Genomic DNA, 25,799 nt, shown 5'->3' on the forward strand with positions numbered 1-25,799 from the left:
CTTAGCCCCTTTAATTGTTTATCCAGACCTGACTCAATAATCAGGTGCAGTTCCCGGCCTTATTCCGCAGCCACTTCCTGAACCACACGTACTACACGCTGCGGAAAAGGAATATCAATACCTTCAGCCTTCAAGCGGTCACGCGAATGCTCGTTGAGCATAAAGAGTACATCCCAGTAATCCGGGGTGTTGACCCAAACCCGCAGCGACATGGTGATAGCACTGTCGCCCAAGGCAGTCACCACAACGACCGGAGCAGGCTGCTTCAGCACGCGCGGGTCATCGGCCAGCGCCAACAACACTTCACGCACCTTCTGCAGGTCCGCCTCGTAGTCCACACCCACATCAAACACCACCTTGCGCGTCGGCTGACGGTTGTAGTTGGTGATGATGCCGTTGGACAGGTTACCGTTTGGCACGATGACGGTTTTGTTGTCACCGGTACGCAGCACCGTGTGGAAAATCTGAATGCTGTCGACAGTCCCGCTTACACCTTGAGCTTCGATCCAGTCACCGATCTTGAACGGGCGGAACAACAGAATCAGTACCCCACCTGCAAAGTTGGCCAGGCTGCCCTGCAATGCCAGGCCAATGGCCAGACCTGCCGCACCGATGGCTGCCACAAACGAGGTGGTCTGAATACCGATCATCGATGCAACACTGACAATCAGCAATATCTTGAGAATGATATTGGCCAGGCTGCTGATAAAGCCCTGCAGCGCAAGATCCGCCTTTCTCAACGCCAGCAACTGACCGATCTTGGTCGTCAGGCGGTTAATCAGCCACCAGCCGACAGCCAGGGTAACCAGTGCCAGCAGCACGCGACTGCCGTACTCCATGATCATCGGAACCCAGGCCTGGGAGGCCTTGATCAATTGATCAACTTCAGTGTTCAAATCCATTTTTATCTCCTCACGCCATTACCTGCCAGCGTCATTTATTCAGCAAAACGATCGAGCCACCCTGGCAGCTCAATCGTTTCTGCAGCGCCCAGGAAAATCGGACGTCAATGATCGCCAGAGGTTCCCCGGGTGGTGATCAGTCGCGGAAGTTGTTGAACTGCAGCGGCATGTCGAACGTTTTGGCACGCAACGCAGCGATGGCTTCTTGCAGGTCATCACGTTTTTTACCCGTGATACGCACTTGCTCGCCCTGAATGGCGGCCTGAACCTTGAGCTTGGCGTCCTTGACGTGAGCGACGATCTTTTTCGCCAGCTCTTTATCAATGCCTTCCTTGAGCACCGCTTCCTGCTTCATCAACTTGCCCGAAGCGTAAGCGTCCTTGACCTCAAGGCACTGAACGTCGATCTTGCGCTTGACCAGTGCCAGCTTGAGGATCTCGATCATGGCTTCGAGCTGGAAGTCGGCTTCAGCGGTCAAGTTGACCGTCAAATCCTTTTCCTTGAACTCGAAAGTACCTTTACCCTTGAGGTCATAACGACGGTCCAGCTCCTTGACGGCGTTCTCGACGGCGTTGGTGACTTCGTGCTTGTCCAGTTCGGATACCACGTCGAACGACGGCATGTAATTTCTCCAATAATAAACGGCGCGCTCAACACAGATGGAGCACGCCTGACCTGACAGTTAAAATGCGCGGGCATTATAGCGGTTCTTCGACTTCATTCACTTGCGAGCTCACATGCCAGATTCGGCCATCCCACAAAATCCCCCAAACGCACCGGCACGGGCTAGCACCACCTGGCACATTCTCGGTGCAGGCAGCATGGGGATGCTGTGGGCAACACGACTGGCACGCGCCGGCCTGCCCGTCACCCTCATTCTGCGCAACGACGACCGCCTGCAAGCCTATAAAGCCGTGCAAAAGTTGACCCTGATTGAAGGCGAAGATTCGCAACACTGGCCCATCAGCGCACAAACCCCTGAAACCGACGAGCCTATCCAGCGCTTGCTGGTCACCTGCAAGGCATACGACGCCGAGCAGGCGGTCAAGCAAATCGCCGGGCGCCTGAGCCCGGGTGCCGAACTGATCCTGTTGCAAAATGGCCTCGGCAGCCAGCAGGCCGTCGCTGCGCAGGTACCCCACGCGCGTTGCATCTTCGCCTCCAGCACTGAAGGCGCCTATCGCGATGGCGACTGGCGCGTAGTGTTTGCCGGGCGTGGCCATACCTGGCTGGGCGACCCACGTCATGGCCCTGCCCCTCAATGGCTGGAAGAGCTTCAACTCAGCGGCATTGCCCATGAATGGAGCCCGAATATTCTGAGCAGGTTGTGGCGCAAACTGGCACTAAACTGTGCGATTAACCCACTGACGGTGCTCCTTGATTGCCGCAACGGCGGCTTGCAAGCCCATGATGCCGAAGTGAACACCCTGTGCGCCGAACTCAGCGCCTTGCTGGAACACTGCGGCCAGGCAGAAGCCGCCATCGACCTGGCCACCGAGGTGCACCGGGTCATCCAGGCGACAGCCAACAATTATTCATCGATGCACCAAGATGTCAGCCAGGGCCGGCGCACCGAAATCAGTTACTTGCTGGGCTACGCTTGCACTGCCGCCCGCAACCGACAATTCGCCGTCCCCTGTCTGCAAGGTCTGCACCAACGCTTGAGCGAACACCTGCGCCAGCGCGGATTGCCCTGCAACTGAGGGCCGCGCTACCCTGCCCTTCTGTTCTTTTATCAAATGGCCATCTCATGCCCTTGCGCCAGCGCCTTGAAAACCTCCCGGTAGGCCAGAAGCTGCTGACCGCCCTGCTCGCCTTGCTGGCCACCGTATTGCTGGTGGCCAACTTGACGTTTATCAGCGTCGCGTACTGGATCTCCCACGAGAGCACGGCTCCGCAAGCCCTGCAAACCCTGGGCAAGCTGACCGCAAACCCCGACCTGATCACCCACGCACTGGACTCGCCGCAAAGCGCCAAAGCCCTGCTCAACGAGATCGGCAGCTACGCCCCCCTGCGTGCTGCCGCCATTTATGACAGCGCGGGCAACCTGCTGGGACAACTGCAACACGGCGAACACCTGCCACTTCCGGAGCACTATCGTCAACTTGAGGCCTGGAGCCTCACCGAACTGCGCAGCCATCAAATCACCCGCCTGCATAACGGCGACCAGCCCCCCGGGCATTTGTTGCTGATCGCCAGCAGCGAACTGCCAATGGCGTTCTATACCGGCACGCTAACGGCCAGCCTGGGCATTCTGATCATCAGCGCTTTGCTCTGGTTCGTGGTGGCGCGGCAGATCAAGCGCCTGATTACCCAGCCTATTCACCGCCTTGAAGAACTGTCCCGCCAGGTCACTCGCGAGGAGAACTACGCATTGCGCGCGGCGCCCGGCAACAACGACGAAATCGGTAGCCTGGCTGAGGCATTCAACACCATGCTGTCGCGCATTGAAGTACGCGATCAAGCGCTCAAACGCGCACGGGACGAGGCCCGCCAGGCGTACGATCAAGCGCAGTCGCTGGCCGAAGAAACCCGCAACACCAATCGCAAGCTGGAACTGGAAGTCCAGGTACGCAGCAAAATCGAGAAAAAACTTACCGGTTTTCAGAACTACCTCAACTGCATCATCGACTCCATGCCTTCGGCGCTGATTGCACTGGACGAACAGCTCTATGTCACCCAATGGAACCAGGAAGCCAGCGCCCTCTCCGGCACGCAGCTGGATGAAGCCCTGAACAAGCCCATCGAGCTGGCATTTGAACCTCTCAAGCCCTTCCTGCCGCAACTCAAAGACACCATTGAGCACCACCAGGTCGCAAAAATTGAACGCGTCACCTGGAATCAGGGCGAGGAAGCCCGCCACTATGCCCTGACCTTTTACCCCCTGATGGGCGGTGGTGGACGCGGCGTGGTGATCCGCATCGATGACATCACCCAGCGCCTGTCGCTGGAAGACATGATGGTGCAATCGGAAAAAATGCTTTCCGTAGGCGGGCTGGCTGCCGGTATGGCTCACGAAATCAACAATCCGCTGGGAGCGATCCTGCATAACGTACAGAACATTCGCAGGCGCCTGTCGAGCGAGTTGCCCAAGAACATCGAACAAGCCGAGCAGACCGGCATCGACCTGGAGGTGGTCAACCACTACCTGCAGGCCCGGGAAATCCCGCAACTACTGGATGGCATTCAACAGGCCGGTGCACGCGCGGCGAAAATTGTCACCCATATGCTCAGCTTCAGCCGCCGCAGCAACCGGCAGATGAGCCCCTGTGATCTGTCGGCCCTGATTGACCAGGCTCTGGACATCGCCAGCAATGATTTCGACCTGGCCATTGGTTTTGACTTTATGGGACAAGCCATCACTCGCCAGTTCGACCCGCAACTGGGACCGGTGCCCGGCATCCCCAACGAACTGGAGCAGGTGCTGCTCAATTTGCTGAAGAACGCCGCCCAGGCCATTCATCAACGTGCCGATCAGAGCGAGCCGGGACGCATAACCCTGCGCACCAGGCTCAACCCGCCCTGGGCGGAAATACAGGTCGAAGACAACGGTGCCGGTATGCCCGAGGCGGTGCGCAAACGAATTTTCGAGCCCTTCTTCACCACCAAGGAAGTTGGCCAGGGCACAGGGCTTGGCCTGTCCGTGTCGTACTTCATCATTACCAACAACCACAAGGGCCAAATGGAAGTGCACTCAACCCAGGGCCAAGGCACCTGTTTTACCCTGCGCCTGCCCTTGGCCGGCAACCAGCCGGCCTCCCCCGAACCAACCAACGTGGAAATGTAACCATGGGCTTTCGCTTATCGAAAATTTATACCCGCACCGGCGACAAGGGCGAAACAGGGCTTGGCGACGGTCGCCGTGTGCCCAAGGATCACCCGCGCATAGAAGCCATCGGCGAAGTCGATACGCTTAACAGCCAGGTCGGCCTGCTCCTGGCCGGGCTCATCGAGCACAGTGCCAGCCAGCCGGGGCTCAACGAGCTGATCGAGGTGCTTGAGCCGTGTCAGCACCGTTTGTTTGACCTGGGGGGTGAGTTGGCGATGCCGGAATATCAGGCACTTAACGCTGCCGAGATCGAACGGCTTGAAACTGCGATCGATCGCTGGAATGAGGAGCTGGGGCCACTGGAGAACTTCATTCTGCCCGGCGGCTCGAGCCTGATAGCCCAGGCCCATGTTTGCCGCAGCCTGGCACGTAGTGCCGAACGCCGCTGCCAGCAGCTCAATGCATTGGAGCCACTGGCAGGTGTGGGGCTGGCGTATATCAATCGCTTGTCTGACTTGCTGTTTGTCGCCGCGCGCCTGATTGCCAAGCGCCAGGGGGTTGCAGAGATCCTGTGGCAGGCGGCAGCCAAACCAAAGGCTTGATGTCGTTCATTTGTAGTCGCTCTACTCGTCAGCGACTACAGGAAAAACTGAATCTGTGGGAGCGAGCCTGCTCGCGAAGGTCGTTCGCGAGCAGGCTCGCTCCCACAACCAACAGAACGTGCATGCCGTCGCGGGACCCGCAACAGCCTCCGAATCACATCAAACCTGCGGCCAGAACGCCCGAATACCCGCCACGCCCTGGGCACCGATCTGCCACGCCTGCTGGCGATCATCCGGGCCGAGCCCACCCAGCAAAAATACCGGCCTGCTGAAATTGGCGATCAATTGCTGCGCCTGCTCCCAGCCCAGTGGCTGTGCATCAGGGTGGGTCTGCGTCGCCAGCACCGGCGACAGGGTCACGAAGTCCACATCCATCTGTTCAGCCAGCGCCAGCTCCTCGGCGTTATGGCATGAAGCTGCCAGCCAGCGGTCTTTTGGCAATGGCCGACCCTTGGCGGCGTACTTGCGCAATTGCGCGGCCGTCAGATGCCAGCCGGCCGAAGGAAAATCCCCCAACCACTCCAACGGCCCCTTGAGCATCAACTGCGCCTTGCCGGCACACAAGCCGGTCGCGTCCACCGCCAGGTCGCGGTACTTGGGGTCGTACCCATTGGGGGCACGCAACGAAATCAGCCTGATCCCGCCTGCAATCGCCTTCTGGATACCGCGCAACAGCTCAGGGGTCTCCAGTTCATCCGGCGTAATCAGGTACTGATCGGGCAAGCGGGCAGCGCCCACAATGGGCTGATTGGCGTCAGGGAACCTGTAGTCCACCAACTCGCGCTGACTGACCCAAGCCAGTGGCTGACCTTCTACGCCATGAGGTTCGCCGGAAAACGCCGAAACTTCCCATACATCCAGCAGAACCTGCTTATCCGGATAGTCATGCTGAACCTTGATCAGAGGCCGGGCCACCTCGACCGTAATGCCCAACTCTTCTTTCAGCTCGCGCGCCAGTGCAGCTTCGACCGATTCCCCGGCCTCGACCTTGCCGCCGGGAAATTCCCACAGACCGCCCTGATGCTGAGTGTCAGCGCGACGAGCGATCAGAATGCTGCCGTCTGTGCCCCGGATAACGGCCGCAGCCACATGAACTCGTTTCACCCTTGTACTTCCTCTAATCCGGCCTGTTGCCAGGCTTTGAACGCAGGCCATTGATAAATGGCGTCGATATACGCTTGATCTTCTGCTGACAGCTCCACGCGATAAGTGCGAAGGCGCACAGCCACCGGCGCGAAAAACGCATCAGCCACACTCAACCGCCCGAACAGGTACGGCCCGCGTTCGCTGGCCACAGCACGGCACTCTGCCCACAAGGCAATGATGCGCTCGATGTCGGCCTGAGCCTCGGCCGGCATGGGTACCAGCGCCTGATCATGGCTCAAATCAAATGGCAGATTGCCCCGCAACGCAAAAAAGCCGCTGTGCATTTGCGCGCAAGCCGATCGGGCCTGGGCCCGTGCCTTGATATCTGCAGGCCATAACTGGGCCGCAGGGAAACGCTCATTCAGATATTCGGCAATCGCCAGCGAGTCAGCGATGGTGCCATGTTCGGTCTTGAGCAACGGTACTTTACCCGCTGCCGAGTGTTGCAGAATCAGTGCCCGGGTATCCGGCTGACCCAGTTTTATCAGTGTCTCGGTGTAGGCAGCACCCGCCAGATCCAGCGCCAGTGCGCCACGCAGGGACCACGAAGAGTGCAACTTGTCGCCAATGATCAGGTGGAAGCTCATACACAGACACCTTGAGAATTAGGGGGTAAATCTGATGCCCTCAAGGCATCACGGTGCTGCCCGCGCAGGATCGGCTGACAACCCCGTGATGTCGAGACGACTTAGGTACGGTACTCGGCGTTGATTTTCACGTATTCGTGGGACAGGTCAGTGGTCCAGATAGTCTCGCTGCAGGTACCACGACCCAATTCGATGCGGATGGTGATTTCTTCGCGAGCCATCACTGCCGAGCCCTGCTCTTCGGTGTAAGTGGCCGAACGGGCGCCGCCGCTGGCAATGCACACTTCACCCAGGAACACGTCAATCTTGCTGACGTCCAGATCCGGCACGCCTGCGCGGCCCACTGCAGCCAGAATGCGGCCCCAGTTCGGGTCCGAGGCAAACAGCGCGGTCTTGATCAGCGGCGAGTGTGCAACGGTGTACCCCACGTCCAGGCACTCCTGGTGATTGGCGCCGCCATTTACTTCAACGGTGACAAACTTGGTCGCACCCTCACCGTCACGCACGATGGCCTGCGCCACCTCCATGCAGACTTCCAGCACCGCCCGTTTCAACGCGGCAAACAGCGGGCCGCTGGCTTCTGTAATTTCAGGCAGGGCAGCCTTGCCGGTGGCAATCAGCATGCAGCAGTCGTTGGTCGAAGTATCGCCATCGATAGTGATGCGGTTGAACGACTTGTTCGCACCGTCGAGCAGCAGGTTTTGCAACACGTCGCGGGCAACTTTGGCGTCGGTGGCGATGTAGCCCAGCATGGTGGCCATATTTGGACGAATCATGCCCGCACCCTTGCTGATACCGGTCACGGTGATGGTTACGCCTTCATGCTCGAACTGACGGCTGGCACCCTTTGGCAGGGTGTCGGTGGTCATGATGCCGGTTGCAGCCTCGGCCCAGTTGTTCTCGGACAAATCGTCCAGCGCGGCTTGCAATGCGCCTTCGATCTTCTCGACAGGCAGCGGCTCGCCGATCACCCCGGTGGAATACGGCAGCACGGCACTGGCATCAACGCCGGTCAGTTCAGCCAGCCTGGCGCAGGTCCGGGTTGCAGCGATCAGCCCCGGCTCACCGGTACCGGCGTTGGCATTGCCCGTGTTGGTCAGCAAATAGCGAACCGGGCCTTGCACACGTTGTTTGGCCAGAATCACAGGGGCCGCGCAAAACGCATTCAGGGTGAAAACACCCGCCACGCTGGAGCCTTCGGCGCAGCGCATAACCACCACGTCCTTGCGCCCTGCGCGCTTGATACCGGCAGAAGCGATACCCAGTTCAAAACCGGCCACCGGGTGCAAAACAGGCAAAGGACCAAGACCAACAGCCATGACGCGCTCCTAAAAAGTTCTGTGCGCCGCCGCAAAAGGACGGGAATTCAATGGTAAAACGCCGCGACGGCTAATGCCGGTCGCGGCGCAGGTGTTTCAGCAGGTGAAGCGGGCTTTAGTTGATTTGCCCGTGACAGTGCTTGTATTTCTTGCCCGAGCCGCAGTGGCACAGCTCGTTGCGACCCAGCTTCTGCTCGCTACGAACAGGCTCGGTTGCCGCCACAACATCTTCGACGTCAGCACCTTGCAGCACCTGGGCCATTGCCTCCGGCTGGTCAAGGCCCGGCGCTTCAGCATGCTGGAACTGCATGCGCGAAGCCAGGTCTTCAGCTTCCTGACGCAGGCGCGCCTCCTCTTCGACCGGGTCTTCACGACGAACCTGTACGTGGGACAACACACGGATCGAGTCGCGTTTGATCGAATCAAGCAGCTCGGAGAACAGGTTGAACGACTCGCGCTTGTACTCCTGCTTCGGGTTCTTCTGCGCATAACCGCGCAAGTGGATACCGTGGCGCAAGTGGTCCATGGTCGACAGGTGGTCTTTCCACAAGTCATCCAGAACGCGCAGCACAATCTGCTTCTCGAACGTGCGCAGTGCTTCAGCACCGGCCTGCTCTTCTTTCTCGTTGTAAGCTGCAATCAATTCAGCCAGCAGCTTCTCACGCAGGGTTTCTTCGTACAGGTGATCATCTTCGTCGAGCCATTGCTGGATCGGCAGTTTCACCCCGAAGCCGCTTTCGATGGCCGCTTCCAGACCTTTGACGTCCCACTGTTCCGGCAACGATTGTGGCGGAATATGAGCGCTTACGGTGCTGTCCAGTACATCCTTGCGGAAGTCGGCGATGGTCTCACCGATGTTGTCGGCTGCCAGCAACGTGTTACGCATGTGATAAATCACTTTACGCTGTTCGTTGTTGACGTCATCGAACTCCAGCAATTGCTTGCGGATATCGAAGTTGCGACCTTCAACCTTGCGCTGGGCCTTCTCGATCGCGTTGGTCACCATGCGGTGCTCAATCGCTTCGCCGGACTGCATGCCCAGGGCCTTCATGAAGTTCTTCACCCGATCAGAGGCGAAGATACGCATCAGGCTGTCTTCCAGCGACAGGTAGAAACGGCTGGAACCGGTGTCACCCTGACGGCCGGCACGGCCACGCAGCTGGTTGTCGATACGGCGCGATTCGTGACGCTCGGAAGCGATCACATGCAGGCCACCCGACTCCAGCACCTGCTGGTGACGTTTTTGCCAGTCGGCCTTGATCTGCGCGATCTGCTCAGGTGTCGGGTTTTCCAGGGAGGCTACTTCCACTTCCCAGTTGCCGCCCAACAGGATGTCGGTACCACGACCGGCCATGTTGGTTGCAATGGTCAACGCGCCCGGACGACCGGCCTGTGCAATGATTTCTGCTTCTTTTTCGTGGAACTTGGCGTTCAGAACCTTGTGCTCGATGCCTTCCTTCTTCAGAAGGTTGGACATGTGCTCGGAGGTTTCGATGGTTGCCGTACCCACCAGCACCGGACGACCCTTGGCCATGCAGTCCTTGATGTCGGCCACGATTGCCGCGTACTTCTCGTCCGCGGTGAGGAACACCAGGTCGTTGTAGTCTTTACGCGCCAGCGGCTTGTTCGGCGGGATGACCATTACCGACAGACCGTAGATCTGGTGGAATTCAAACGCTTCGGTGTCTGCTGTACCGGTCATGCCCGACAGCTTGTTGTACAGGCGGAAGTAGTTCTGGAAGGTGGTCGAGGCCAGGGTCTGGCTCTCTGCCTGGATATTCAGGCCTTCCTTCGCTTCGATCGCCTGGTGCAGGCCTTCGGACAGACGACGACCCGGCATGGTACGCCCAGTGTGTTCGTCGACCAGCAATACCTGACCGTCTTCAACGATGTATTCAACGTTGCGATGGAACAGCTTGTGGGCGCGCAGTGCAGCGTACACGTGGGTCAACAGGCCCAGGTTGTGCGCCGAGTACAGGCTTTCGCCTTCGGCGAGCAGGCCGATCTGGGTCAGCATGTCTTCAACGAACTGGTGACCGGCTTCGTTCAGCTCAACCTGGCGGGTCTTTTCATCGATGGTGAAATGGCCAGCCTTGGTGACTTCGCCTTCCACTTCCTCGATGTGTTGCTCAAGGCGAGGGATCAGCTTGTTGATTTCAATGTACAGCTTGGAGCTGTCTTCAGCCTGACCGGAGATGATCAGCGGAGTACGGGCTTCATCGATAAGGATGGAGTCGACTTCGTCGATTACGGCGAAATTAAGCTCGCGCTGGAATTTTTCTTCCATGCTGAAAGCCATGTTGTCACGCAGGTAATCGAAACCGAACTCGTTGTTGGTGCCGTAAGTGATATCGGCAGCATAGGCTTCGCGCTTTTCCTGAGGTGGCTGGAACGGTGTCACGACACCGACCGTAAGGCCCAGGAACTCGTAGAGCGGGCGCATCCAGTTGGCATCCCGGCGAGCCAGGTAGTCGTTCACGGTTACCACGTGAACGCCCTTGCCCGACAATGCGTTGAGGTAAACGCCCAGGGTTGCTACCAAGGTCTTGCCTTCACCCGTACGCATTTCTGCGATCATGCCTTCATGCAAGGTCATGCCGCCGATCAGCTGTACATCGAAGTGACGCATGCCCATGACACGCTTGCCGGCTTCACGGCAGACCGCAAAGGCTTCTGGCAGCAGTTGGTCGAGGGTCTCACCTTTGGCTATGCGGGCCTTGAACTCTTCGGTCTTGGCGCGCAATTGCTCATCGGTCAGGGCAACCATCTGCTCTTCGAAGGAATTGACGACCTGTACTGTCTTGAGCATGCGTTTAACTTCGCGCTCGTTCTTGCTTCCAAAAAGTTTCTTTAACAAAGGCGCAAACATATCGGCAGGATCTTCCACACATAGGGATGGAGGGCGGCCCCGAGAGTCGCCCGAGCAGCCCTGATGGCCGCATGCGAACGAGCATTCTACCCGGAAACGGCGGTGAGGAAAGTGGCGTTATTCCACGATACTGGTACTGCGTTGTGAAGGGGCCTCCCTAAAATAAGGGCTTTTTGCTGAACTTCAACCCGTTTGCACAAGAAGTTACTCATTGATTTCATAAATAAATTCAGATTTACCTTAGCCCGGACCAGTGAGAGGCAGGCATCTGCTAAGATTGCAGCTCTGTTTTATCAGGTGTTTGAACATGGCATTTCGCCCACATCCAGCACGGGCACCCTCCGTCCTGCTCCGCGAGGCCAAGCCCCTAAAAGCTATTTTCGGCCATGCCAAGCGCCTGGCACACCTGCAACGCCTGCTTGAAAGCCAGCTTCAGCCCGCTGCACGGGAGCATTGTCACGTTGCCTCATGGCGTGAAGGGAGTTTGTTGCTGATCGTGACCGACGGCCATTGGGCCACTCGCCTGCGCTATCAGCAAAAGCGCCTGCTGCGCCAACTGCAGGCATTCGACGAGTTCGCCAGCCTGACCCGCATTTTGTTCAAGGTGCAGCCGCCCACGGTACAGGCCAAGGTCGCGGGGCATACGCTGGATTTGTCCGTCGATGCCGCCCAGACCATCCAGGCAACGGCCGATGGCATTACCGACCCGGCCTTGCGCGCGGCCCTTGAACGCCTGGCCAGCCACGCGCGGCCAAAACCCGACTGATCCTCCTGATCAAGCCCCATTGTGGGAGCGAGCCTGCTCGCTCCCACAGTTGCAGTCTTGTTATTTATTTGCGCTTGCTGTTACCCAGTAACGACCCCAACAGCCCGCGCACCAGCTGACGGCCCATCTGACCCGCCGCCTGACGCGCCATCGACTGCAAGGCCTTGCCTGCTGTCGTGCCCAAAAAGTCTCCCGCCTGATCAAGAAACCCCGGCTCGTGCTGTGCAGCCTGTGTCTGCGCCTGATCTTGCGGCGCCACGCCTTTGCGGGCCATGAGGATTTCATAAGCCGACTCTCGATCAACGGGCTTGTCATAACGCCCCTGCAGCGCTGAACGGCTGATCAATGCAGCCCTTTCGGCCTCCGTCAGCGGGCCTATACGCGATTGCGGTGGCGCAATCAGCACCCGCTGAACCATCGCCGGCGTGCCTTTTTCCTCAAGCATGCCCACCAGAGCCTCCCCCGTGCCCAGCTCCGTCAGTACGGCCAGCGCGCTGAATGCCGGATTGGGGCGAAAGCCGTCTGCCACAGCTTTCAGGGATTTCTGCTCTTTGGCCGTAAAGGCCCGCAGCCCGTGCTGGATACGCAACCCCAACTGTGCCAGCACCGTATCGGGCAAGTCCGCCGGTGATTGAGTGACGAAATACACCCCTACACCCTTGGAACGAATCAACCTGACCACTTGTTCCAGCCGGTCCTGCAATGCTTTTGGCGTACCGGCAAACAACAGATGCGCTTCGTCGAAAAACAGCGCCAGTAAGGGCTTGTCTGCATCGCCGCGCTCGGGCAACTGTTCGAAAAGCTCCGCCAGCAACCACAACAGAAACGTTGCGTAGACCTTGGGCGCTTCATGCACCAGGCGGCTGGCATCGAGCAGATGGATCTGCCCGCGCCCGTCGCTGGCGGGCTGCAAAATATCGTCGAGCTGCAGTGCCGGCTCACCAAACAGGGCTTCTGCACCCTGCTGCTCAAGGGTTGCCAGACGGCGCAACAACGCCTGGCTGGAGCCCGTGGTCATCAGGGCCGCGTCATCGCCAAGCACTTGTGGGTTGTCACGCAGGTGATTGAGCAGTGCCTTGAGGTCTTTAAGGTCAAGCAGCAACAACCCTTCCCGATCCGCCACCTTGAAGGCGGCATAGAGGGCCGACTGCTGGCTGTCGGTCAGCTCCAGCAGGCTGCCCAGCAGCAACGGCCCCATGTCACTCAGGGTCGTGCGCAATGGGTGACCCGTCTTGCCCTGGATATCCCACAAAGTAACCGGATAGGCCTTGGGCTGGTAATTGAGCCAGGGCATTCCCGCGATCCGTTCGGCAATCTTGCCCTGGGGATTGCCGGCCGCACCCAGGCCGCACAAGTCACCCTTGATGTCGGCGGCGAAGACGGCCACCCCGGCATCACTGAACTGTTCAGCCAGCCGCTGAAGCGTAACGGTTTTACCCGTGCCCGTGGCTCCCGCCACTAAACCGTGGCGATTGGCCAGGCGCAAGGACTGCGCGATGGGCTGAGCCGAAAGGTCAGCGCCGATTACTAGAGCAGAAGAGTCAGGCATTTTGCCACCTTTGATTAATCTTTAGCGATCGCGGGTCGATACACACTGAATGCTAGACCACATAAAACCGGATTTAGCGTGGTAAAGCGGCTTGATCAACAGCCAACTTGCCCTGTTCAGGCAGTGCTGTGTAGAGCGCGCGTTTTACCAGAGTGTATGTCGCACACTTTTAGACCTTAGCGGACCCTTCAAGCCATGAATAAAAACCTGCGTTTCAGTCATAAAATCCTGCTTGCCGCGTCCCTGATCGTAATAGCCGCCTTTTCGCTATTTACGCTGTATAACGACTACTTGCAACGCAACGCCATCCGCAACAACCTGGACAACTACCTGCACGAGATGGGCAGTGTCACGGCCAATAACATTCAGACCTGGCTCGGTGGCCGGATCCTGCTGGCGCAAAACCTCGCTGAATCCATCGCCCTGACTCCAGAGCCCGCCCAGGTGGCCAGCCTGCTGGAACAAAAAACCCTGAGCAGTACCTTTATGTCGGTTTATTTTGGTGACAGCCAAGGCGGATTTACCATTCGCCCTGACAGCAAGATGCCTGACGGCTACGACCCGCGCACCCGGCCCTGGTACAAGGATGCGTTCAACAGCAGCAGCTCCAGCCTGACCAAACCCTATATAGATGCTGCCACCGGACAGATGGTCATTACCATCGCGGCCCCGGTAAAAAAGGGCTCTCAAACCCTGGGTGTGGTCGGCGCCGACATGACCCTGCAAGCCATCACCGACAGCATCAACGCGCTGAATTTCAACGGCATGGGTTACGCCTTTCTGATCAATGCCGACGGCGAAATCCTGGTGCACCCGGACAAGAGCCTGGCCACCAGGAACCTGAAGGACATCTATCCGCAGGACACTCCCGCGATCACCACTGCGTTCAGCGAGATCCAGGCCAATGGCAAAACCCGGATCGTAAGCTTCACCCCGATCAAAGGGCTGGGCTCAGCCAACTGGTACATCGGCCTGTCGGTTGACAAGCAGCAGGCTTTCGCAGCGCTCAGTGAGTTCCGTACTTCGGCAATCATTGCCACGGTTATCGCCGTGGTTTCGATCATCGCCCTGCTCGGCCTGTTGATTCGCCTGCTGATGCAACCGCTGCACGTGATGACCCGCGCCATGCAGAATATTGCCGAAGGCGAAGGCGACCTGACGCGCCGCCTGGTGGTGGAGTCCCAGGATGAATTCGGTACCCTGGGCAGCGCATTCAACCGTTTTGTCGAGCGCATTCACGCTTCCATCAGCGAAGTGGCCTCGGCCACCGGCCAGGTCAACGAGGTGGTCCTGCGGGTTGTCAGCGCTTCCAACTCATCGATGCTCAACTCTGACGAACAGGCCAGCCGCACCAGTAGCGTCGCCGCTGCTATCAACGAACTGGGCGCCGCCGCACAGGAGATCGCCCGCAACGCCGCCCAGGCCTCGCACCAGGCCAGCGATGCACGCAGCCTTGCCGAGGAAGGCCAGGAAGTGGTCGAACGCAGCATCAGCTCGATGCAGAAGCTGTCGCAAATGCTTGGCACTTCCAGCGGTCATATCGAGTCGCTTAACGACAAGACGGTGAATATCGGTCAAATCCTGGAGGTGATTACCAGCATTTCCCAGCAAACCAACCTGCTGGCCCTTAACGCCGCCATTGAAGCAGCTCGTGCTGGCGAAGCCGGGCGTGGCTTTGCCGTGGTCGCCGATGAAGTGCGCAACCTGGCACACCGCACCCAGGAATCGGCGCAGCAAGTGCAGAAAATGATCGAAGAATTGCAGATCAGTGCCCGAGGCTCAGTGAGCACCATGGAAGAAAGCCAGCGTCACAGCCAGGACAGCGTGGAAATCGCCAACCGCGCGGGCGAGCGCCTGATCAGCGTGACCGAACGCATTGGTGAAATCGACGGCATGAACCAGTCTGTCGCCACGGCAACCGAGGAACAAACCTCGGTGGTCGAGTCGATCAATATGGACATTACCGAGATCAATACGCTGAATCAGGAAGGCGTCGAAAACCTTCAATCAACCCTTCGCGCGTGTTCCGATCTGGAACAGCAGGCTGCCCGCCTGAAGCATCTGGTGGGCAGTTTCAGGATTTAGGCTTCAGGCACACGCTGCATGCCTGCAGCGTCTAGCTCCTGCGCCCAAAGCTCGGCGGCACCGGGGAAGTCGGTGCCGTCCTCGGGGCTGAGGGCATCCGGGTCATAGCGACTCAGACAGCCCTCACCCAAGGTCGGTGGAGCACTGGATGTCGCCTTGTCGAGTGGATCGCTCATCACATCCTCCGCCGGCAATCCTTCGCGAGCAGGCTCGCTCCCACGGTGTCGATCAGAACACTACAGTCTTGTTGCCATGCACCAGCACGCGATCTTCAAGGTGATAACGCAAGCCACGGGCCAGTACCATTTTCTCGACATCACGGCCGAAACGCACCATATCCTCAATGCTGTCACTGTGGCTGACACGTACCACGTCCTGCTCGATGATAGGACCGGCATCCAGCTCTTCAGTCACATAATGGCAGGTTGCACCGATCAGCTTCACGCCCCGCATCGAGGCCTGGTGATAAGGCTTGGCGCCGACAAACGACGGCAGGAAGCTGTGGTGGATATTGATGACCTGGCCGGCATATTCGCTGCACAGGTCAGGTGGCAGGATTTGCATGTAACGGGCCAGTACCACCACTTCGGCAGCATGGTGCTTGACCAGACGCGAGACTTCGGCGAAAGCCGGCTCCTTGTTCTTCGGGTCAACCGGTACGTGATAGAACGGGATGCCATGCCACTCGACCATGCTGCGCAGGTCGTCGTGATTGGAGATCACGCAGGAAATATCGCAGTCCAGTTCATCGCTGTGCCAGCGGTGCAGCAGATCTGCCAGGCAGTGGGATTCGCGGCTCGCCATCAATACCACGCGTTTTTTCTGCGCCGTATCGGTAATGCGCCACTCCATCGAGAACTCTTCGGCGATCGGGGCAAATGCCTCACGAAACGCCTCCAGCCCGAACGGCAGGGAATCGGCACGAATCTCGTGACGCATAAAGAACCAACCGCTCTGGTCGTCCGAGTGGTGGCTTGCTTCAGTGATCCAGCCATTGTGGGAGGCAAGGAAATTGCTGACCTTGGCGACAATGCCGACGCCGTCGGGGCACGCAATCACCAACCGAAAAGTGCGCATGAGGGGAAAACTCCAAAAACTTTACTAAGGCCGCCATTCTAGCGAGTGCGCAGCAAAACTGCAGTATTCGTTACAGCTCGGCACCTGCGCCATCGGGTCGCGCACCGAAGGTGCCACACCAGCATCGACGTGGCCTGCACTGCAATGGACGGACACTTGCCGATGTTATTGATCGTCCATATTAACCTCACTGTAGCGCGGTGTATTTAATAGCGCGCATATTCCCGAGGGCAAAGTTAATGAATAAAATTTTAAATTAAATAGCCCTTTCATGTTTACTTGCAGTAACTGTCTGACTACTATTGCGCCACTGTCTCCCTGACATCCTTTTCAACATAAGGTTATCCTCATGTCCTTGATCAACGAATATCGTGCAACCGAAGAAGCCATCAAAGAACTGCAAGCCCGCCTGAAGAACCTGTCCGAAGACGACAAACTTCAAACCGAGCTGGAATTTGAAGGCAAACTGCGCACGCTGATGGGCGAATACCAAAAATCGCTACGCGATATCATCGCTCTGCTGGATCCGGAATCCAAAGTTAGCAAAGCACCTCGCGGCGTTGTTAAAACCACCGGCACCAAACGTGCCCGTAAGGTTAAACAATACAAAAACCCACACAATGGTGAAGTGATTGAAACCAAAGGTGGCAACCACAAAACTCTGAAAGAGTGGAAAGCCAAGTGGGGCGGCGACGTGGTTGAAGGCTGGGCTACTTTGCTCGACTAAGTGACACCGGGCCCGCAACTATTTTGCGATGCCACTAAAAAACGCCAGCATGCTGGCGTTTTTTATTGCCTGTGTTTTAGTCCGCACTCTCGGCGGGCGGGCTCAGCCCGACACGCCGGCTCAATGCCTGGGCATAGCGCTGCCATTCGCCCAAAAGCTTTAGCTGGGCCGGCGTGGCACTGCGCGACAGCTCATCTGCTGCCTGCATAAAGCTGTCCAGGGTCAAAGGCGCACCCATGGCCGGATCCGACAAACGCTGCTGGCAGAAGATATGCCAACGCTGCTGTTCTTGTTCACTCAGGGTATGTGGAAAGTTTCGGGCGCGGTATCGAAACAATAATTCGGGCAAGCGCTCATCATCAAATGGCCATGTATCTTTGGCCAATTGCTCCGGGTCACTGTGCCTGACCTGCTCACACAGTCGACGGTCTCGATCGCCAATAAACCCGTCATACAATTGCTGCTCCGGATCTTCACTGGGGGCAAAGTCTTCGCGGGCATAAATGGCCGACAACTTTTCCTGCCAAACTTGCTGAGCCTCAACAAGGCTCCGGGCTCGCGCGTGATAGAGGTCCATGTCCAGTTGCAATCGCTGTTGGTCCTGGGCACGCACTACATTCAAGGGGGCGACCACCGGGCAACGATTAACTTGAATCAGCTTTAGCCCAATGGGTAATTGACCGTCGGGTAAATCTTCACGCCGGGTATAGAGCATCTTGCGCAACGCTGCGGCGTCCATCTCCAGTAAAGGCTGAGGGTCTAAGTGCAGGTCGTAGACAATCAGAGCATTACGATTCTTTGGGTGCCAACCCAGCGGCAAGACCACACCGGCATAATGTCTGGCCGCGGAAAAACGCCCCGAGATATGCAGCATGGGCTGCAATAGCCGAATTTGATCAAGCACACGTTGTTTGCTGCGCAACTGGAATAACCAGTCATATAACTTGGGTTGTTTGTCACGAATCAGCCGGGCCAGCGCAATGGTTGCCCGTACATCGGACAACGCATCGTGGGCCTGGCCATGATCAATCCCGTTAGCCGCCGTCAACCGTTCAAGCTTGAGCGTCACCCGCCCCTCTTCCTCTGGCCAGACGATGCCTTCAGGCCGCAGGGCATAGGCTGTTCGCACCACATCAATGAGGTCCCAGCGACTGTTGCCACCCTGCCATTCACGCGCATAAGGGTCGAAGAAGTTTCGGTAGAGACTGTAGCGCGTTACCTCATCATCAAAGCGCAACGAGTTGTAGCCCGCCCCGCAAGTTCCGGGCAGGGCCAGCTGGGCATGGGTGCGAGTCATGAACTCGGCTTCGCCCAGGCCTTTGTCTTCGAGACGAGCGGGCGTGATGCCGGTGATCAGGCAGGCCATGGGATGAGGGAGGATATCGTCGCTTGGCTGACAATAGAGGTTGACCGGCTGATCAATCTCGTTGAGTTCAAGGTCGGTGCGGATGCCGGCCACTTGCACCGCCCGGTCGCAGCGCGGGTTGATACCGGTGGTTTCGTAGTCGTACCAGAAGATAGAGGTCACGGGGTGTTCCTGAGCAGTAGACCCGGACAGTCTAGGCGCTCAAACCCGGGCAAGACCAGCCCCGGGGCTATGCAGAGGCTTGCAGGGGCTGGAAGCTGAAGTAGCGCTGCAAGGCACTGATCAAACCGCTGTACTCGGCGGGTGGCTGATACAGGATAAACCCGGAATCGTAATAATGCGGCGTTAGATCCTCACGGCACCACAGGCAACGCGCTGTCAGGTCGATAAACTGCACCTCCCCATCGGCACCGGGAAGCTTGATCCGAAACTCGAAATTGGCGTCGACCAACATCGGTAACTGGCTGATCAGCATCAACCCGCCATCAGACACATTGCCCAGATAGCCAATAGGTTTGTCCGTGAACCGATTGAACACTTTCAGGAAAAACGTCAGTTGGTGCCGCTGGATAAGCCGTTCGATAACCATGTTCAACTTCACTATAGAGAGGCCATTCAGCATGGCCGCGCTGGCGTCTCGAAACGCCCTGTCCCCCACATCCGGGCCAACAGTCACGTGTAGATCTGCCCGCCATCTTCACCTGAAGCTCGACATATCAAGCAGCGACAGAGCGAGTCATCCGTTTGTGTACCAAGAGAAACAAAAAACACTCGAACGAATTTGATATTAGCCAACCGGGCACAAATGACCAGTTTAAATTTCGCCCATCATGGAATGCTTACAGGCACTGCCTGGGCAGTAGTGCCGGGGCCCGGGATGAACCTGAGAATGCGCAATGTCTCGATCCGAGCCTTGGCCCGGTAGGCGTACTCGCTCTTGGGAAATTCGTTGATGATGTACTGGTAGGTCTGGGACGCATCCAGGTAAAACTTCGTACGCTCAAGACACAGTCCACGGAGCATAGCTGTTTGTGGCCAAATGTACGGGCGACTACGACTGTCGCGATCAACCTCGGACAACTCAAGCATTACCGTTTCACAATTACCCCGGTCGTAAGCACGATAGGCATTGTTCAAATGATGGTTCATCGACCAACGGGTACAGCCGGTCACACTGGCGACCAAGATTAAAACGAGCACGATTCGCATGGGGCATCTCCTGTTCATAACAGTGTATCGACCCCACGGCCAGATTCTTCAGACAACAGACCCGATGCACCACAACTTAAGCAGAAAGTAGTGCAGAGGAACAATGACTACAGCCAAAGACCATAGTAGCCTTTGGCAGCGCTTGAACTCAGGAGTCTTTGCATGTCTGTTCGTCGAACCAAAATTGTTGCCACACTTGGCCCTGCCAGCAATTCACCGGAAATGCTGGAACAGCTGATCCTCGCTGGCCTGGACGTTGCCCGTCTGAACTTTTCCCACGGCACCCCCGACGAGCACAAGGCTCGCGCCAAGCTGGTACGTGACATCGCTGCCAAGCACGGTCGTTTCGTAGCCCTGCTGGGTGACCTGCAAGGCCCGAAAATTCGTATCGCCAAATTTGCCAACAAAAAGATCGAGCTGAAGATCGGTGATCAATTCACCTTCTCCACCAGCCATCCGTTGACCGAAGGCAACCAGCAAGTAGTCGGCATCGACTACCCGGACCTGGTTAAAGACTGCGGCGTCGGCGACGAGCTGCTGCTCGATGACGGCCGTGTGGTGATGCGTGTAGACACTGCCACCGACGACGCCCTGCACTGCACCGTGCTGATCGGCGGCCCACTGTCCGACCACAAAGGCATCAACCGTCGCGGTGGCGGCCTGACCGCGCCGGCCCTGACGGAAAAAGACAAGGCCGACATCAAGCTGGCTGCCGAAATGCAAGTCGACTACCTGGCCGTGTCGTTCCCACGTGACGCTGCCGACATGGAATACGCCCGCCAACTGCGCGACGAAGCCGGCGGTACTGCCTGGCTGGTAGCGAAGATTGAACGCGCCGAAGCCGTAGCCGATGACGAAACCCTCGACGGCCTGATCAAGGCCAGCGACGCGGTGATGGTTGCCCGTGGCGACCTCGGTGTTGAAATCGGCGATGCCGAGCTGGTGGGCATCCAGAAGAAAATCATTCTGCACGCACGTCGCCACAATAAAGCGGTGATCGTGGCAACCCAGATGATGGAGTCGATGATCCAGAACCCGATGCCAACTCGTGCCGAAGTGTCCGACGTTGCCAACGCCGTTCTCGACTACACCGACGCCGTGATGCTCTCGGCTGAAAGTGCTGCCGGCGCCTACCCGCTGGAAGCCGTGCAGGCTATGGCGCGCATCTGTGTCGGCGCTGAAAAGCACCCGACCAGCAAAACGTCCAGCCACCGTATCGGTAAAACCTTCGAAAGCTGCGACCAGAGCATTGCGCTGGCGGCCATGTACACCGCCAACCACTTCCCGGGTGTCAAAGCGATCATCGCCCTGACTGAAAGCGGCTACACCCCGCTGATCATGTCGCGCATCCGCTCCTCGGTGCCGATCTACGCCTACTCCCCGCACCGCGAAACCCAGGCGCGCGCGGCAATGTTCCGTGGCGTCTACACCGTACCGTTCGACCCGGCATCGCTGCCGCCAGAACAGGTCAGCCAGGCTGCCATCGACGAGCTGCTCAAGCGTGGCGTTGTGGAAAAAGGCGACTGGGTCATCCTGACCAAGGGCGACAGCTACCACACCATCGGCGGCACCAACGGCATGAAGATCCTGCATGTCGGCGACAAAATGGTTTAAGCCTGCAAGGTTTGAATCCCAAGCCCCGCCTGAGTGATCAGGCGGGGCTTTTTTGTGCGCCTAGCTGCGGGTCAAAAAGGCATCGGCCAACAGCTGATTACGCGGCAAGCCCGCCAGAAACAAACGTTTGGCAAAGGCATCGACCGTATCCGGGTGACCGCAGACCAAGGCACGGGTCTGGCGCGAGACAACCCCCATCTGTAACAGGTAGTCGGGCAACTGAGGGCGTTCAAGGTACTCGATCACAAGCCCTGGACAAGCCGCCGACAGGGCCAGCAGTTCGCTCTGGAGGTAATGCTCAGCCTTGTCGCGGGCCACATGCACCAGCCGTATCGGGCCCTGATGATCCTGACGCAAGGCCTCGCGCAATACGCCATACAAAGGCCCCAGGCCAGTACCGGACGCCAGCAGCCAGAGCGGTTGCTCCTGCCAGTCCGGATCATAACGCAGTGCGCCGCCGCGCAACTCGCCCAGCCGTACAACGTCACCGACCTTGAACTGGCGGGCCGCGTCGACAAACTCACCGGGGTGCGCACAATCGAGGTGAAACTCCAGAAAGCGGTCTTCTTCGGGCAGGCTGGCCAACGAATACGGCCGCGCCACATCGCCGGCCCACAGCACCAGATGCTGGCCTGCGCGACAACGCAAAGCCCGCTGCGGCGTGAGGCGCAAGCGCAACACCGTCGGACTGAGCCAGTCGAGCCCTGCCACTTGGGCCGGCACACCGTCGCGCAGCGGGTCAAAGGCTTCAATCTGCAGGTCTTCGACAATTTGACACTGACAGGCCAGGCGCCAGCCCTGCTCATGCTGGTCCCGACTCAATGCCTCGGGCTTGAGATCGGCGGGCTCACCACGCACGCAGCGCACCAGGCAGGCATGGCAACTGCCCGCCCGGCAACTGTAGGGCACCGACACGCCAACCTGATTCAAGGCATCGAGCAGGTTGGTGTTCGGGGCAACTGACCAGTGCTGGTCAGCGACGTGTAACTGGGGCACTGCTGGCCTCCGCAGGGTAAGCCTGTGGGAGCTGGATTGCTCTCGATGCAGGCGGCGCGGTTTTTTTGAATGACCGCGGTGATGCAATCGCGAGCAAGCCCGCTCCCACAGTTGATCTTCATATATTTCGTGGTTTTACAGTTTAACTTATCACCCCTCGTCCACCCCCTACTTTCGTTTGCACCTCTACGGGTGTATCAGTGAGAGTACCGGGTTATACTGCCGCGCCGTTTTTGTACCGGTCATGCGTGTCCGGTATGCCAAGCAAAGATGTTTTCGACAGACCGATGCACCAAGGTCGCAAACACCTTATTGATTGTATGTTCCCGTCTTATAGAGGAGCGCGACCCATGACCGTGATCAAGCAAGACGACCTGATTCAGAGCGTTGCTGACGCCCTGCAATTCATTTCCTACTACCACCCCGTGGACTTCATCCAGGCCATGCACGAAGCCTACCTGCGCGAAGAATCGCCAGCGGCCCGTGACTCGATGGCGCAAATCCTGATCAACTCGCGCATGTGTGCCACCGGCCACCGTCCGATCTGCCAGGACACCGGCATCGTCACCGTATTCGTACGCGTCGGCATGGACGTGCGCTGGGATGGTGCCACCATGGGCCTGGACGACATGATCAACGAAGGCGTGCGTCGCGCTTACAACCTGCCGGAAAACGTCCTGCGTGCTTCGATCCTGGCCGACCCGGCCGGTGCCCGTCGCAACACCAAGGACAACACCCCTGCAGTGATCCACTACTCCATCGTTCCGGGCAACACCGTGGAAGTGGACGTGGCAGCCAAGGGCGGCGGTTCCGAGAACAAGTCGAAAATGGCCATGCTCAACCCGTCCGACTCGATCGTTGACTGGGTGCTCAAGACCGTTCCGACCATGGGCGCGGGCTGGTGCCCACCGGGCATGCTGGGTATCGGCATCGGCGGCACCGCGGAAAAAGCCGCAGTGATGGCCAAGGAAGTGTTGATGGAATCCATCGACATTCACGACCTGATCAAGCGTGGCCCGAGCAACCGTATCGAAGAGATGCGCATCGAGCTGTTCGAGAAGGTCAACCAGCTGGGCATCGGCGCCCAGGGCCTGGGCGGCCTGACTACCGTGCTCGACGTAAAAATCATGGACTACCCGACCCACGCAGCGTCCCTGCCGGTGTGCATGATCCCGAACTGCGCGGCCACCCGTCACGCCCACTTCGTGCTGGACGGCTCCGGCCCGGCAGCCCTCGAAGCGCCACCGCTGGATGCCTACCCGGAAATCGTCTGGGAAGCCGGCCCGTCGGCCCGCCGTGTCAACCTTGACACCCTGACCCCGGAAGACGTGCAGAGCTGGAAGCCGGGCGAGACCGTCCTGCTCAACGGCAAAATGCTCACCGGTCGCGACGCGGCGCACAAGCGCATGGTCGAAATGCTGAACAAGGGTGAAACCTTGCCGGTAGACCTCAAGGGTCGCTTTATCTACTACGTTGGCCCGGTTGATCCGGTGCGTGACGAAGTGGTTGGCCCTGCAGGCCCGACCACCGCTACGCGAATGGACAAGTTCACTCGTCAGATCCTTGATCAGACCGGCTTGCTGGGCATGATCGGCAAGTCCGAGCGCGGCCCTACCGCCATTGAAGCGATCAAGGAACACAAAGCCGTGTATCTGATGGCTGTGGGCGGTGCTGCTTACCTGGTCGCCCAGGCGATCAAAAAGTCCCGTGTAGTGGCCTTTGCCGAACTGGGCATGGAAGCGATCTACGAGTTCGATGTCAAAGACATGCCGGTTACGGTGGCAGTCGACAGTAAAGGCGAGTCGGTGCACATCACCGGCCCGGCGATCTGGCAGAAGAAAATCAGCGACAGCCTGGCTGTAGAAGTGCAATAAGCGCTTTTTAGCCAGAAATAAAAAGGCCGGGTTATTAACCCGGCCTTTTTTATGCCTGTCCAAAAGCCCCCTCACCCTGGCCCTCTCCCGGAGGGAGAGGGGACTAAAGGCAGAAGACACCGCCGATCAGCCCCCTCTCCCTCCGGGAGAGGGTTGGGGTGAGGGCAAGCCGTTAAAACGCGTTACGGAAGATCTCTTCAATCTGCCCCTGATCGGCTTTGCGCGGGTTGGTAAAACCACAGGCATCTTTCAAGGCGTTGGTGGCCAGGATCGGGATGTCATCCAGCTTGGCGCCCAAATCCCGCAGCCCGGCAGGAATCTCGACATCCTTGGCCAGAGTACGAATCGCCGCAATGGCCGCTTGCGCGCCCTCTTCCGGGCTCAAGCCACGTACATCGGCACCCAGTGCATGGGCCACATCGGTCAGGCGGGCTGCACACACACTGGCATTGAACGTCTGCACATGGGGCAACAACACCGCGTTGCATACACCGTGGGGCAAATCATAGAAGCCGCCCAACTGGTGCGCCATCGCATGCACAAAGCCCAGCGAGGCATTGTTGAAGGCCATGCCCGCGAGGAACTGTGCGTAAGCCATATTCTCCCGCGCCGTCAGATTCTTGCCGTCGCTTACCGCCTGACGCAGGTTCTGGCTGATCAGTTCCATCGCCTTGATTGCACAGGCATCGGTAATGGGATTGGCCGCCGTGGACACATATGCCTCGATGGCGTGGGTCAACGCGTCCATGCCCGTGGCGGCAGTCAGGCCCTTGGGCATCGCCACCATCAACTCAGGGTCGTTAACCGACAGCAGCGGCGTCACGTTGCGGTCAACAATGGCCATTTTCACATGGCGCTCTTCGTCGGTGATGATACAAAACCGCGTCATCTCACTGGCCGTGCCGGCCGTGGTATTGATCGACACCAGCGGTAACTGCGGCTTGGCCGAGCGATCGACGCCTTCGTAATCACGGATATGCCCGCCATTGGTGGCACACAGCGCTATACCCTTGGCGCAGTCATGGGGCGAGCCGCCACCCAGCGACACAATAAAGTCGCACTGATGCTCCTTGAGCACCTTCAAGCCCGCCTCGACGTTGGCAATGCTCGGGTTCGGCTTGGCGCCGTCGAAAATCACCGAATCAATATCCTGCAACGCGAGCTTCTCGGCGATCAACGTCGCAACCCCCGCCTTGGCCAACCCCGCGTCGGTCACAATCAAGGCCTTGCGAAAACCATAATTGCGAATCGCAGTCATGGCTTCATCCAGGCAACCGTTACCCATAATGTTTACAGCAGGAATAAAGAAAGTGCTGGTCATGTCGAGTCCTCTTCGCGGGTC

22 protein-coding genes and 1 pseudogene are annotated in these 25,799 nt (G+C 58.4%); 9 read left to right on the forward strand and 14 right to left on the reverse strand.

The genetic code is table 11. The annotated features are described in order from the left end of the window. Positions 1 to 59: 59 nt before the first annotated feature. Together FHL07_RS11180 and FHL07_RS11185 are read right to left on the reverse strand one after the other, a co-directional pair. Complete coding sequence (locus FHL07_RS11180; RefSeq protein WP_130872086.1) at positions 60 to 902, reverse strand: mechanosensitive ion channel family protein; 843 nt, start codon at positions 900 to 902, stop codon at positions 60 to 62. Positions 903 to 1,038: 136 nt separating this feature from the next. Further along, entirely contained in the window at positions 1,039 to 1,524 is a 486-nt protein-coding gene (locus FHL07_RS11185; RefSeq protein WP_007906601.1) for a YajQ family cyclic di-GMP-binding protein, read from the reverse strand. A 205-nt stretch (positions 1,525 to 1,729) separates the two neighbouring features. Here FHL07_RS11185 and FHL07_RS11190 point away from each other — a divergent pair, with 205 nt between their 5' ends. The 3 genes from FHL07_RS11190 to FHL07_RS11200 are packed head-to-tail and all read left to right on the forward strand — an operon-like array spanning position 1,730 to position 5,273. Next, the gene (locus tag FHL07_RS11190) at positions 1,730 to 2,605 is read left to right on the forward strand and encodes a putative 2-dehydropantoate 2-reductase (protein ID WP_413052601.1); all 876 of its coding nucleotides are present in this window, start codon (positions 1,730 to 1,732) and stop codon (positions 2,603 to 2,605) included. Positions 2,606 to 2,652: 47 nt separating this feature from the next. After that, entirely contained in the window at positions 2,653 to 4,689 is a 2,037-nt protein-coding gene (locus FHL07_RS11195) for a sensor histidine kinase (protein ID WP_095001785.1), read from the forward strand. A 2-nt stretch (positions 4,690 to 4,691) separates the two neighbouring features. Then, a complete protein-coding gene (locus FHL07_RS11200) occupies positions 4,692 to 5,273 on the forward strand; it encodes a cob(I)yrinic acid a,c-diamide adenosyltransferase (RefSeq protein WP_095001786.1) in 582 nt (193 codons plus the stop codon). A 159-nt stretch (positions 5,274 to 5,432) separates the two neighbouring features. On the opposite strand, the gene FHL07_RS11205 is transcribed toward FHL07_RS11200, so the two are convergent. From FHL07_RS11205 to secA, 4 genes are all read right to left on the reverse strand, one after another. Next, on the reverse strand, positions 5,433 to 6,377 hold the full coding sequence (locus FHL07_RS11205; RefSeq protein WP_095019263.1) for a Nudix family hydrolase: 945 nt from the start codon (positions 6,375 to 6,377) through the stop codon (positions 5,433 to 5,435). After that, the gene (locus tag FHL07_RS11210) at positions 6,374 to 7,006 is read right to left on the reverse strand and encodes a glutathione S-transferase (protein WP_138738474.1); all 633 of its coding nucleotides are present in this window, start codon (positions 7,004 to 7,006) and stop codon (positions 6,374 to 6,376) included. Before FHL07_RS11210 ends, FHL07_RS11205 begins: the two co-directional genes overlap by 4 nt. A 101-nt stretch (positions 7,007 to 7,107) precedes the next feature. Beyond that, positions 7,108 to 8,325 carry a bifunctional glutamate N-acetyltransferase/amino-acid acetyltransferase ArgJ gene (gene argJ / locus FHL07_RS11215; protein ID WP_095001789.1) on the reverse strand — a complete coding sequence of 406 codons (1,218 nt, stop codon included), beginning with the start codon at positions 8,323 to 8,325 and terminating at the stop codon, positions 7,108 to 7,110. Between the two features lie 115 nt (positions 8,326 to 8,440). Then, complete coding sequence (secA, locus tag FHL07_RS11220; RefSeq protein WP_095001790.1) at positions 8,441 to 11,194, reverse strand: preprotein translocase subunit SecA; 2,754 nt, start codon at positions 11,192 to 11,194, stop codon at positions 8,441 to 8,443. A gap of 307 nt (positions 11,195 to 11,501) precedes the next feature. Here secA and FHL07_RS11225 point away from each other — a divergent pair, with 307 nt between their 5' ends. Next, the gene (locus FHL07_RS11225; RefSeq protein ID WP_095001791.1) at positions 11,502 to 11,960 is read left to right on the forward strand and encodes a DUF721 domain-containing protein; all 459 of its coding nucleotides are present in this window, start codon (positions 11,502 to 11,504) and stop codon (positions 11,958 to 11,960) included. A gap of 64 nt (positions 11,961 to 12,024) precedes the next feature. Here FHL07_RS11225 and FHL07_RS11230 read toward each other — a convergent pair whose 3' ends face one another. Further along, a complete protein-coding gene (locus FHL07_RS11230; RefSeq protein WP_095022951.1) occupies positions 12,025 to 13,509 on the reverse strand; it encodes a helicase HerA-like domain-containing protein in 1,485 nt (494 codons plus the stop codon). A 195-nt stretch (positions 13,510 to 13,704) separates the two neighbouring features. Between FHL07_RS11230 and FHL07_RS24005 the strand changes: the two are divergent. Both FHL07_RS24005 and FHL07_RS24010 read left to right on the forward strand, forming a co-directional pair. Beyond that, a pseudogene (locus FHL07_RS24005) lies at positions 13,705 to 14,739 on the forward strand (HAMP domain-containing protein); the annotation flags it as partial. A 90-nt stretch (positions 14,740 to 14,829) separates the two neighbouring features. After that, positions 14,830 to 15,594: a methyl-accepting chemotaxis protein gene (locus tag FHL07_RS24010; RefSeq protein ID WP_373557358.1), complete on the forward strand. Its 765-nt coding sequence runs from the start codon at positions 14,830 to 14,832 to the stop codon at positions 15,592 to 15,594. Here the strand turns inward: FHL07_RS24010 and FHL07_RS11240 are convergent. Next, a complete protein-coding gene (locus FHL07_RS11240) occupies positions 15,591 to 15,770 on the reverse strand; it encodes a hypothetical protein (RefSeq protein ID WP_095001794.1) in 180 nt (59 codons plus the stop codon). The genes FHL07_RS24010 and FHL07_RS11240 overlap by 4 nt on opposite strands. Positions 15,771 to 15,822: 52 nt before the next feature. Continuing rightward, complete coding sequence (purU, locus tag FHL07_RS11245) at positions 15,823 to 16,671, reverse strand: formyltetrahydrofolate deformylase (RefSeq protein WP_095001795.1); 849 nt, start codon at positions 16,669 to 16,671, stop codon at positions 15,823 to 15,825. Between the two features lie 349 nt (positions 16,672 to 17,020). Here purU and mvaT point away from each other — a divergent pair, with 349 nt between their 5' ends. Beyond that, on the forward strand, positions 17,021 to 17,398 hold the full coding sequence (mvaT, locus tag FHL07_RS11250) for a histone-like nucleoid-structuring protein MvaT (RefSeq protein WP_048363549.1): 378 nt from the start codon (positions 17,021 to 17,023) through the stop codon (positions 17,396 to 17,398). Positions 17,399 to 17,474: 76 nt separating this feature from the next. On the opposite strand, the gene sbcB is transcribed toward mvaT, so the two are convergent. The 3 genes from sbcB to FHL07_RS11265 all read right to left on the reverse strand — a co-directional run bounded on the left by sbcB (position 17,475) and on the right by FHL07_RS11265 (position 19,973). Then, positions 17,475 to 18,926: an exodeoxyribonuclease I gene (gene sbcB / locus FHL07_RS11255; protein WP_138738475.1), complete on the reverse strand. Its 1,452-nt coding sequence runs from the start codon at positions 18,924 to 18,926 to the stop codon at positions 17,475 to 17,477. A gap of 67 nt (positions 18,927 to 18,993) precedes the next feature. Continuing rightward, complete coding sequence (locus FHL07_RS11260) at positions 18,994 to 19,353, reverse strand: PilZ domain-containing protein (RefSeq protein ID WP_095001797.1); 360 nt, start codon at positions 19,351 to 19,353, stop codon at positions 18,994 to 18,996. Between the two features lie 239 nt (positions 19,354 to 19,592). Further along, positions 19,593 to 19,973, reverse strand: coding sequence for a hypothetical protein (locus FHL07_RS11265; protein WP_095025866.1), 381 nt, complete (start codon positions 19,971 to 19,973; stop codon positions 19,593 to 19,595). Positions 19,974 to 20,135: 162 nt separating this feature from the next. Here FHL07_RS11265 and pyk point away from each other — a divergent pair, with 162 nt between their 5' ends. Beyond that, entirely contained in the window at positions 20,136 to 21,587 is a 1,452-nt protein-coding gene (gene pyk, locus FHL07_RS11270) for a pyruvate kinase (protein ID WP_088377893.1), read from the forward strand. Positions 21,588 to 21,647: 60 nt separating this feature from the next. Here the strand turns inward: pyk and FHL07_RS11275 are convergent, their stop codons facing one another. Further along, positions 21,648 to 22,583: an iron-sulfur-binding ferredoxin reductase gene (locus tag FHL07_RS11275; RefSeq protein ID WP_138738476.1), complete on the reverse strand. Its 936-nt coding sequence runs from the start codon at positions 22,581 to 22,583 to the stop codon at positions 21,648 to 21,650. A 350-nt stretch (positions 22,584 to 22,933) separates the two neighbouring features. Here FHL07_RS11275 and FHL07_RS11285 point away from each other — a divergent pair, with 350 nt between their 5' ends. Further along, positions 22,934 to 24,457 carry a fumarate hydratase gene (locus FHL07_RS11285; protein WP_095001801.1) on the forward strand — a complete coding sequence of 508 codons (1,524 nt, stop codon included), beginning with the start codon at positions 22,934 to 22,936 and terminating at the stop codon, positions 24,455 to 24,457. 172 nt (positions 24,458 to 24,629) lie between these two features. On the opposite strand, the gene yiaY is transcribed toward FHL07_RS11285, so the two are convergent. Beyond that, positions 24,630 to 25,778 carry an L-threonine dehydrogenase gene (gene yiaY, locus FHL07_RS11290; RefSeq protein WP_095001802.1) on the reverse strand — a complete coding sequence of 383 codons (1,149 nt, stop codon included), beginning with the start codon at positions 25,776 to 25,778 and terminating at the stop codon, positions 24,630 to 24,632. Between the last annotated feature and the right edge of the window lie 21 nt (positions 25,779 to 25,799).

This window comes from Pseudomonas sp. FSL W7-0098 (assembly GCF_005930585.1).
GTDB classification, from domain to species: domain Bacteria; phylum Pseudomonadota; class Gammaproteobacteria; order Pseudomonadales; family Pseudomonadaceae; genus Aquipseudomonas; species Aquipseudomonas bubulae.

Coding starts and splice junctions, on each gene's coding strand:
- yiaY (WP_095001802.1), bottom strand. CDS start 25,778: ATGACCAGCACTTTCTTTATTCCTGCTGTAAACATTATGGGTAACGGT.
- FHL07_RS11225 (WP_095001791.1), top strand. CDS start 11,502: ATGGCATTTCGCCCACATCCAGCACGGGCACCCTCCGTCCTGCTCCGC.
- FHL07_RS11180 (WP_130872086.1), bottom strand. CDS start 902: ATGGATTTGAACACTGAAGTTGATCAATTGATCAAGGCCTCCCAGGCC.
- FHL07_RS24010 (WP_373557358.1), top strand. CDS start 14,830: ATGCTCAACTCTGACGAACAGGCCAGCCGCACCAGTAGCGTCGCCGCT.
- FHL07_RS11240 (WP_095001794.1), bottom strand. CDS start 15,770: ATGAGCGATCCACTCGACAAGGCGACATCCAGTGCTCCACCGACCTTG.
- secA (WP_095001790.1), bottom strand. CDS start 11,194: ATGTTTGCGCCTTTGTTAAAGAAACTTTTTGGAAGCAAGAACGAGCGC.
- FHL07_RS11260 (WP_095001797.1), bottom strand. CDS start 19,353: ATGGTTATCGAACGGCTTATCCAGCGGCACCAACTGACGTTTTTCCTG.
- FHL07_RS11190 (WP_413052601.1), top strand. CDS start 1,730: ATGCTGTGGGCAACACGACTGGCACGCGCCGGCCTGCCCGTCACCCTC.
- FHL07_RS11210 (WP_138738474.1), bottom strand. CDS start 7,006: ATGAGCTTCCACCTGATCATTGGCGACAAGTTGCACTCTTCGTGGTCC.
- argJ (WP_095001789.1), bottom strand. CDS start 8,325: ATGGCTGTTGGTCTTGGTCCTTTGCCTGTTTTGCACCCGGTGGCCGGT.
- FHL07_RS11195 (WP_095001785.1), top strand. CDS start 2,653: ATGCCCTTGCGCCAGCGCCTTGAAAACCTCCCGGTAGGCCAGAAGCTG.
- FHL07_RS11285 (WP_095001801.1), top strand. CDS start 22,934: ATGACCGTGATCAAGCAAGACGACCTGATTCAGAGCGTTGCTGACGCC.
- pyk (WP_088377893.1), top strand. CDS start 20,136: ATGTCTGTTCGTCGAACCAAAATTGTTGCCACACTTGGCCCTGCCAGC.
- FHL07_RS11200 (WP_095001786.1), top strand. CDS start 4,692: ATGGGCTTTCGCTTATCGAAAATTTATACCCGCACCGGCGACAAGGGC.
- FHL07_RS11230 (WP_095022951.1), bottom strand. CDS start 13,509: ATGCCTGACTCTTCTGCTCTAGTAATCGGCGCTGACCTTTCGGCTCAG.
- FHL07_RS11265 (WP_095025866.1), bottom strand. CDS start 19,973: ATGCGAATCGTGCTCGTTTTAATCTTGGTCGCCAGTGTGACCGGCTGT.
- FHL07_RS11185 (WP_007906601.1), bottom strand. CDS start 1,524: ATGCCGTCGTTCGACGTGGTATCCGAACTGGACAAGCACGAAGTCACC.
- mvaT (WP_048363549.1), top strand. CDS start 17,021: ATGTCCTTGATCAACGAATATCGTGCAACCGAAGAAGCCATCAAAGAA.
- purU (WP_095001795.1), bottom strand. CDS start 16,671: ATGCGCACTTTTCGGTTGGTGATTGCGTGCCCCGACGGCGTCGGCATT.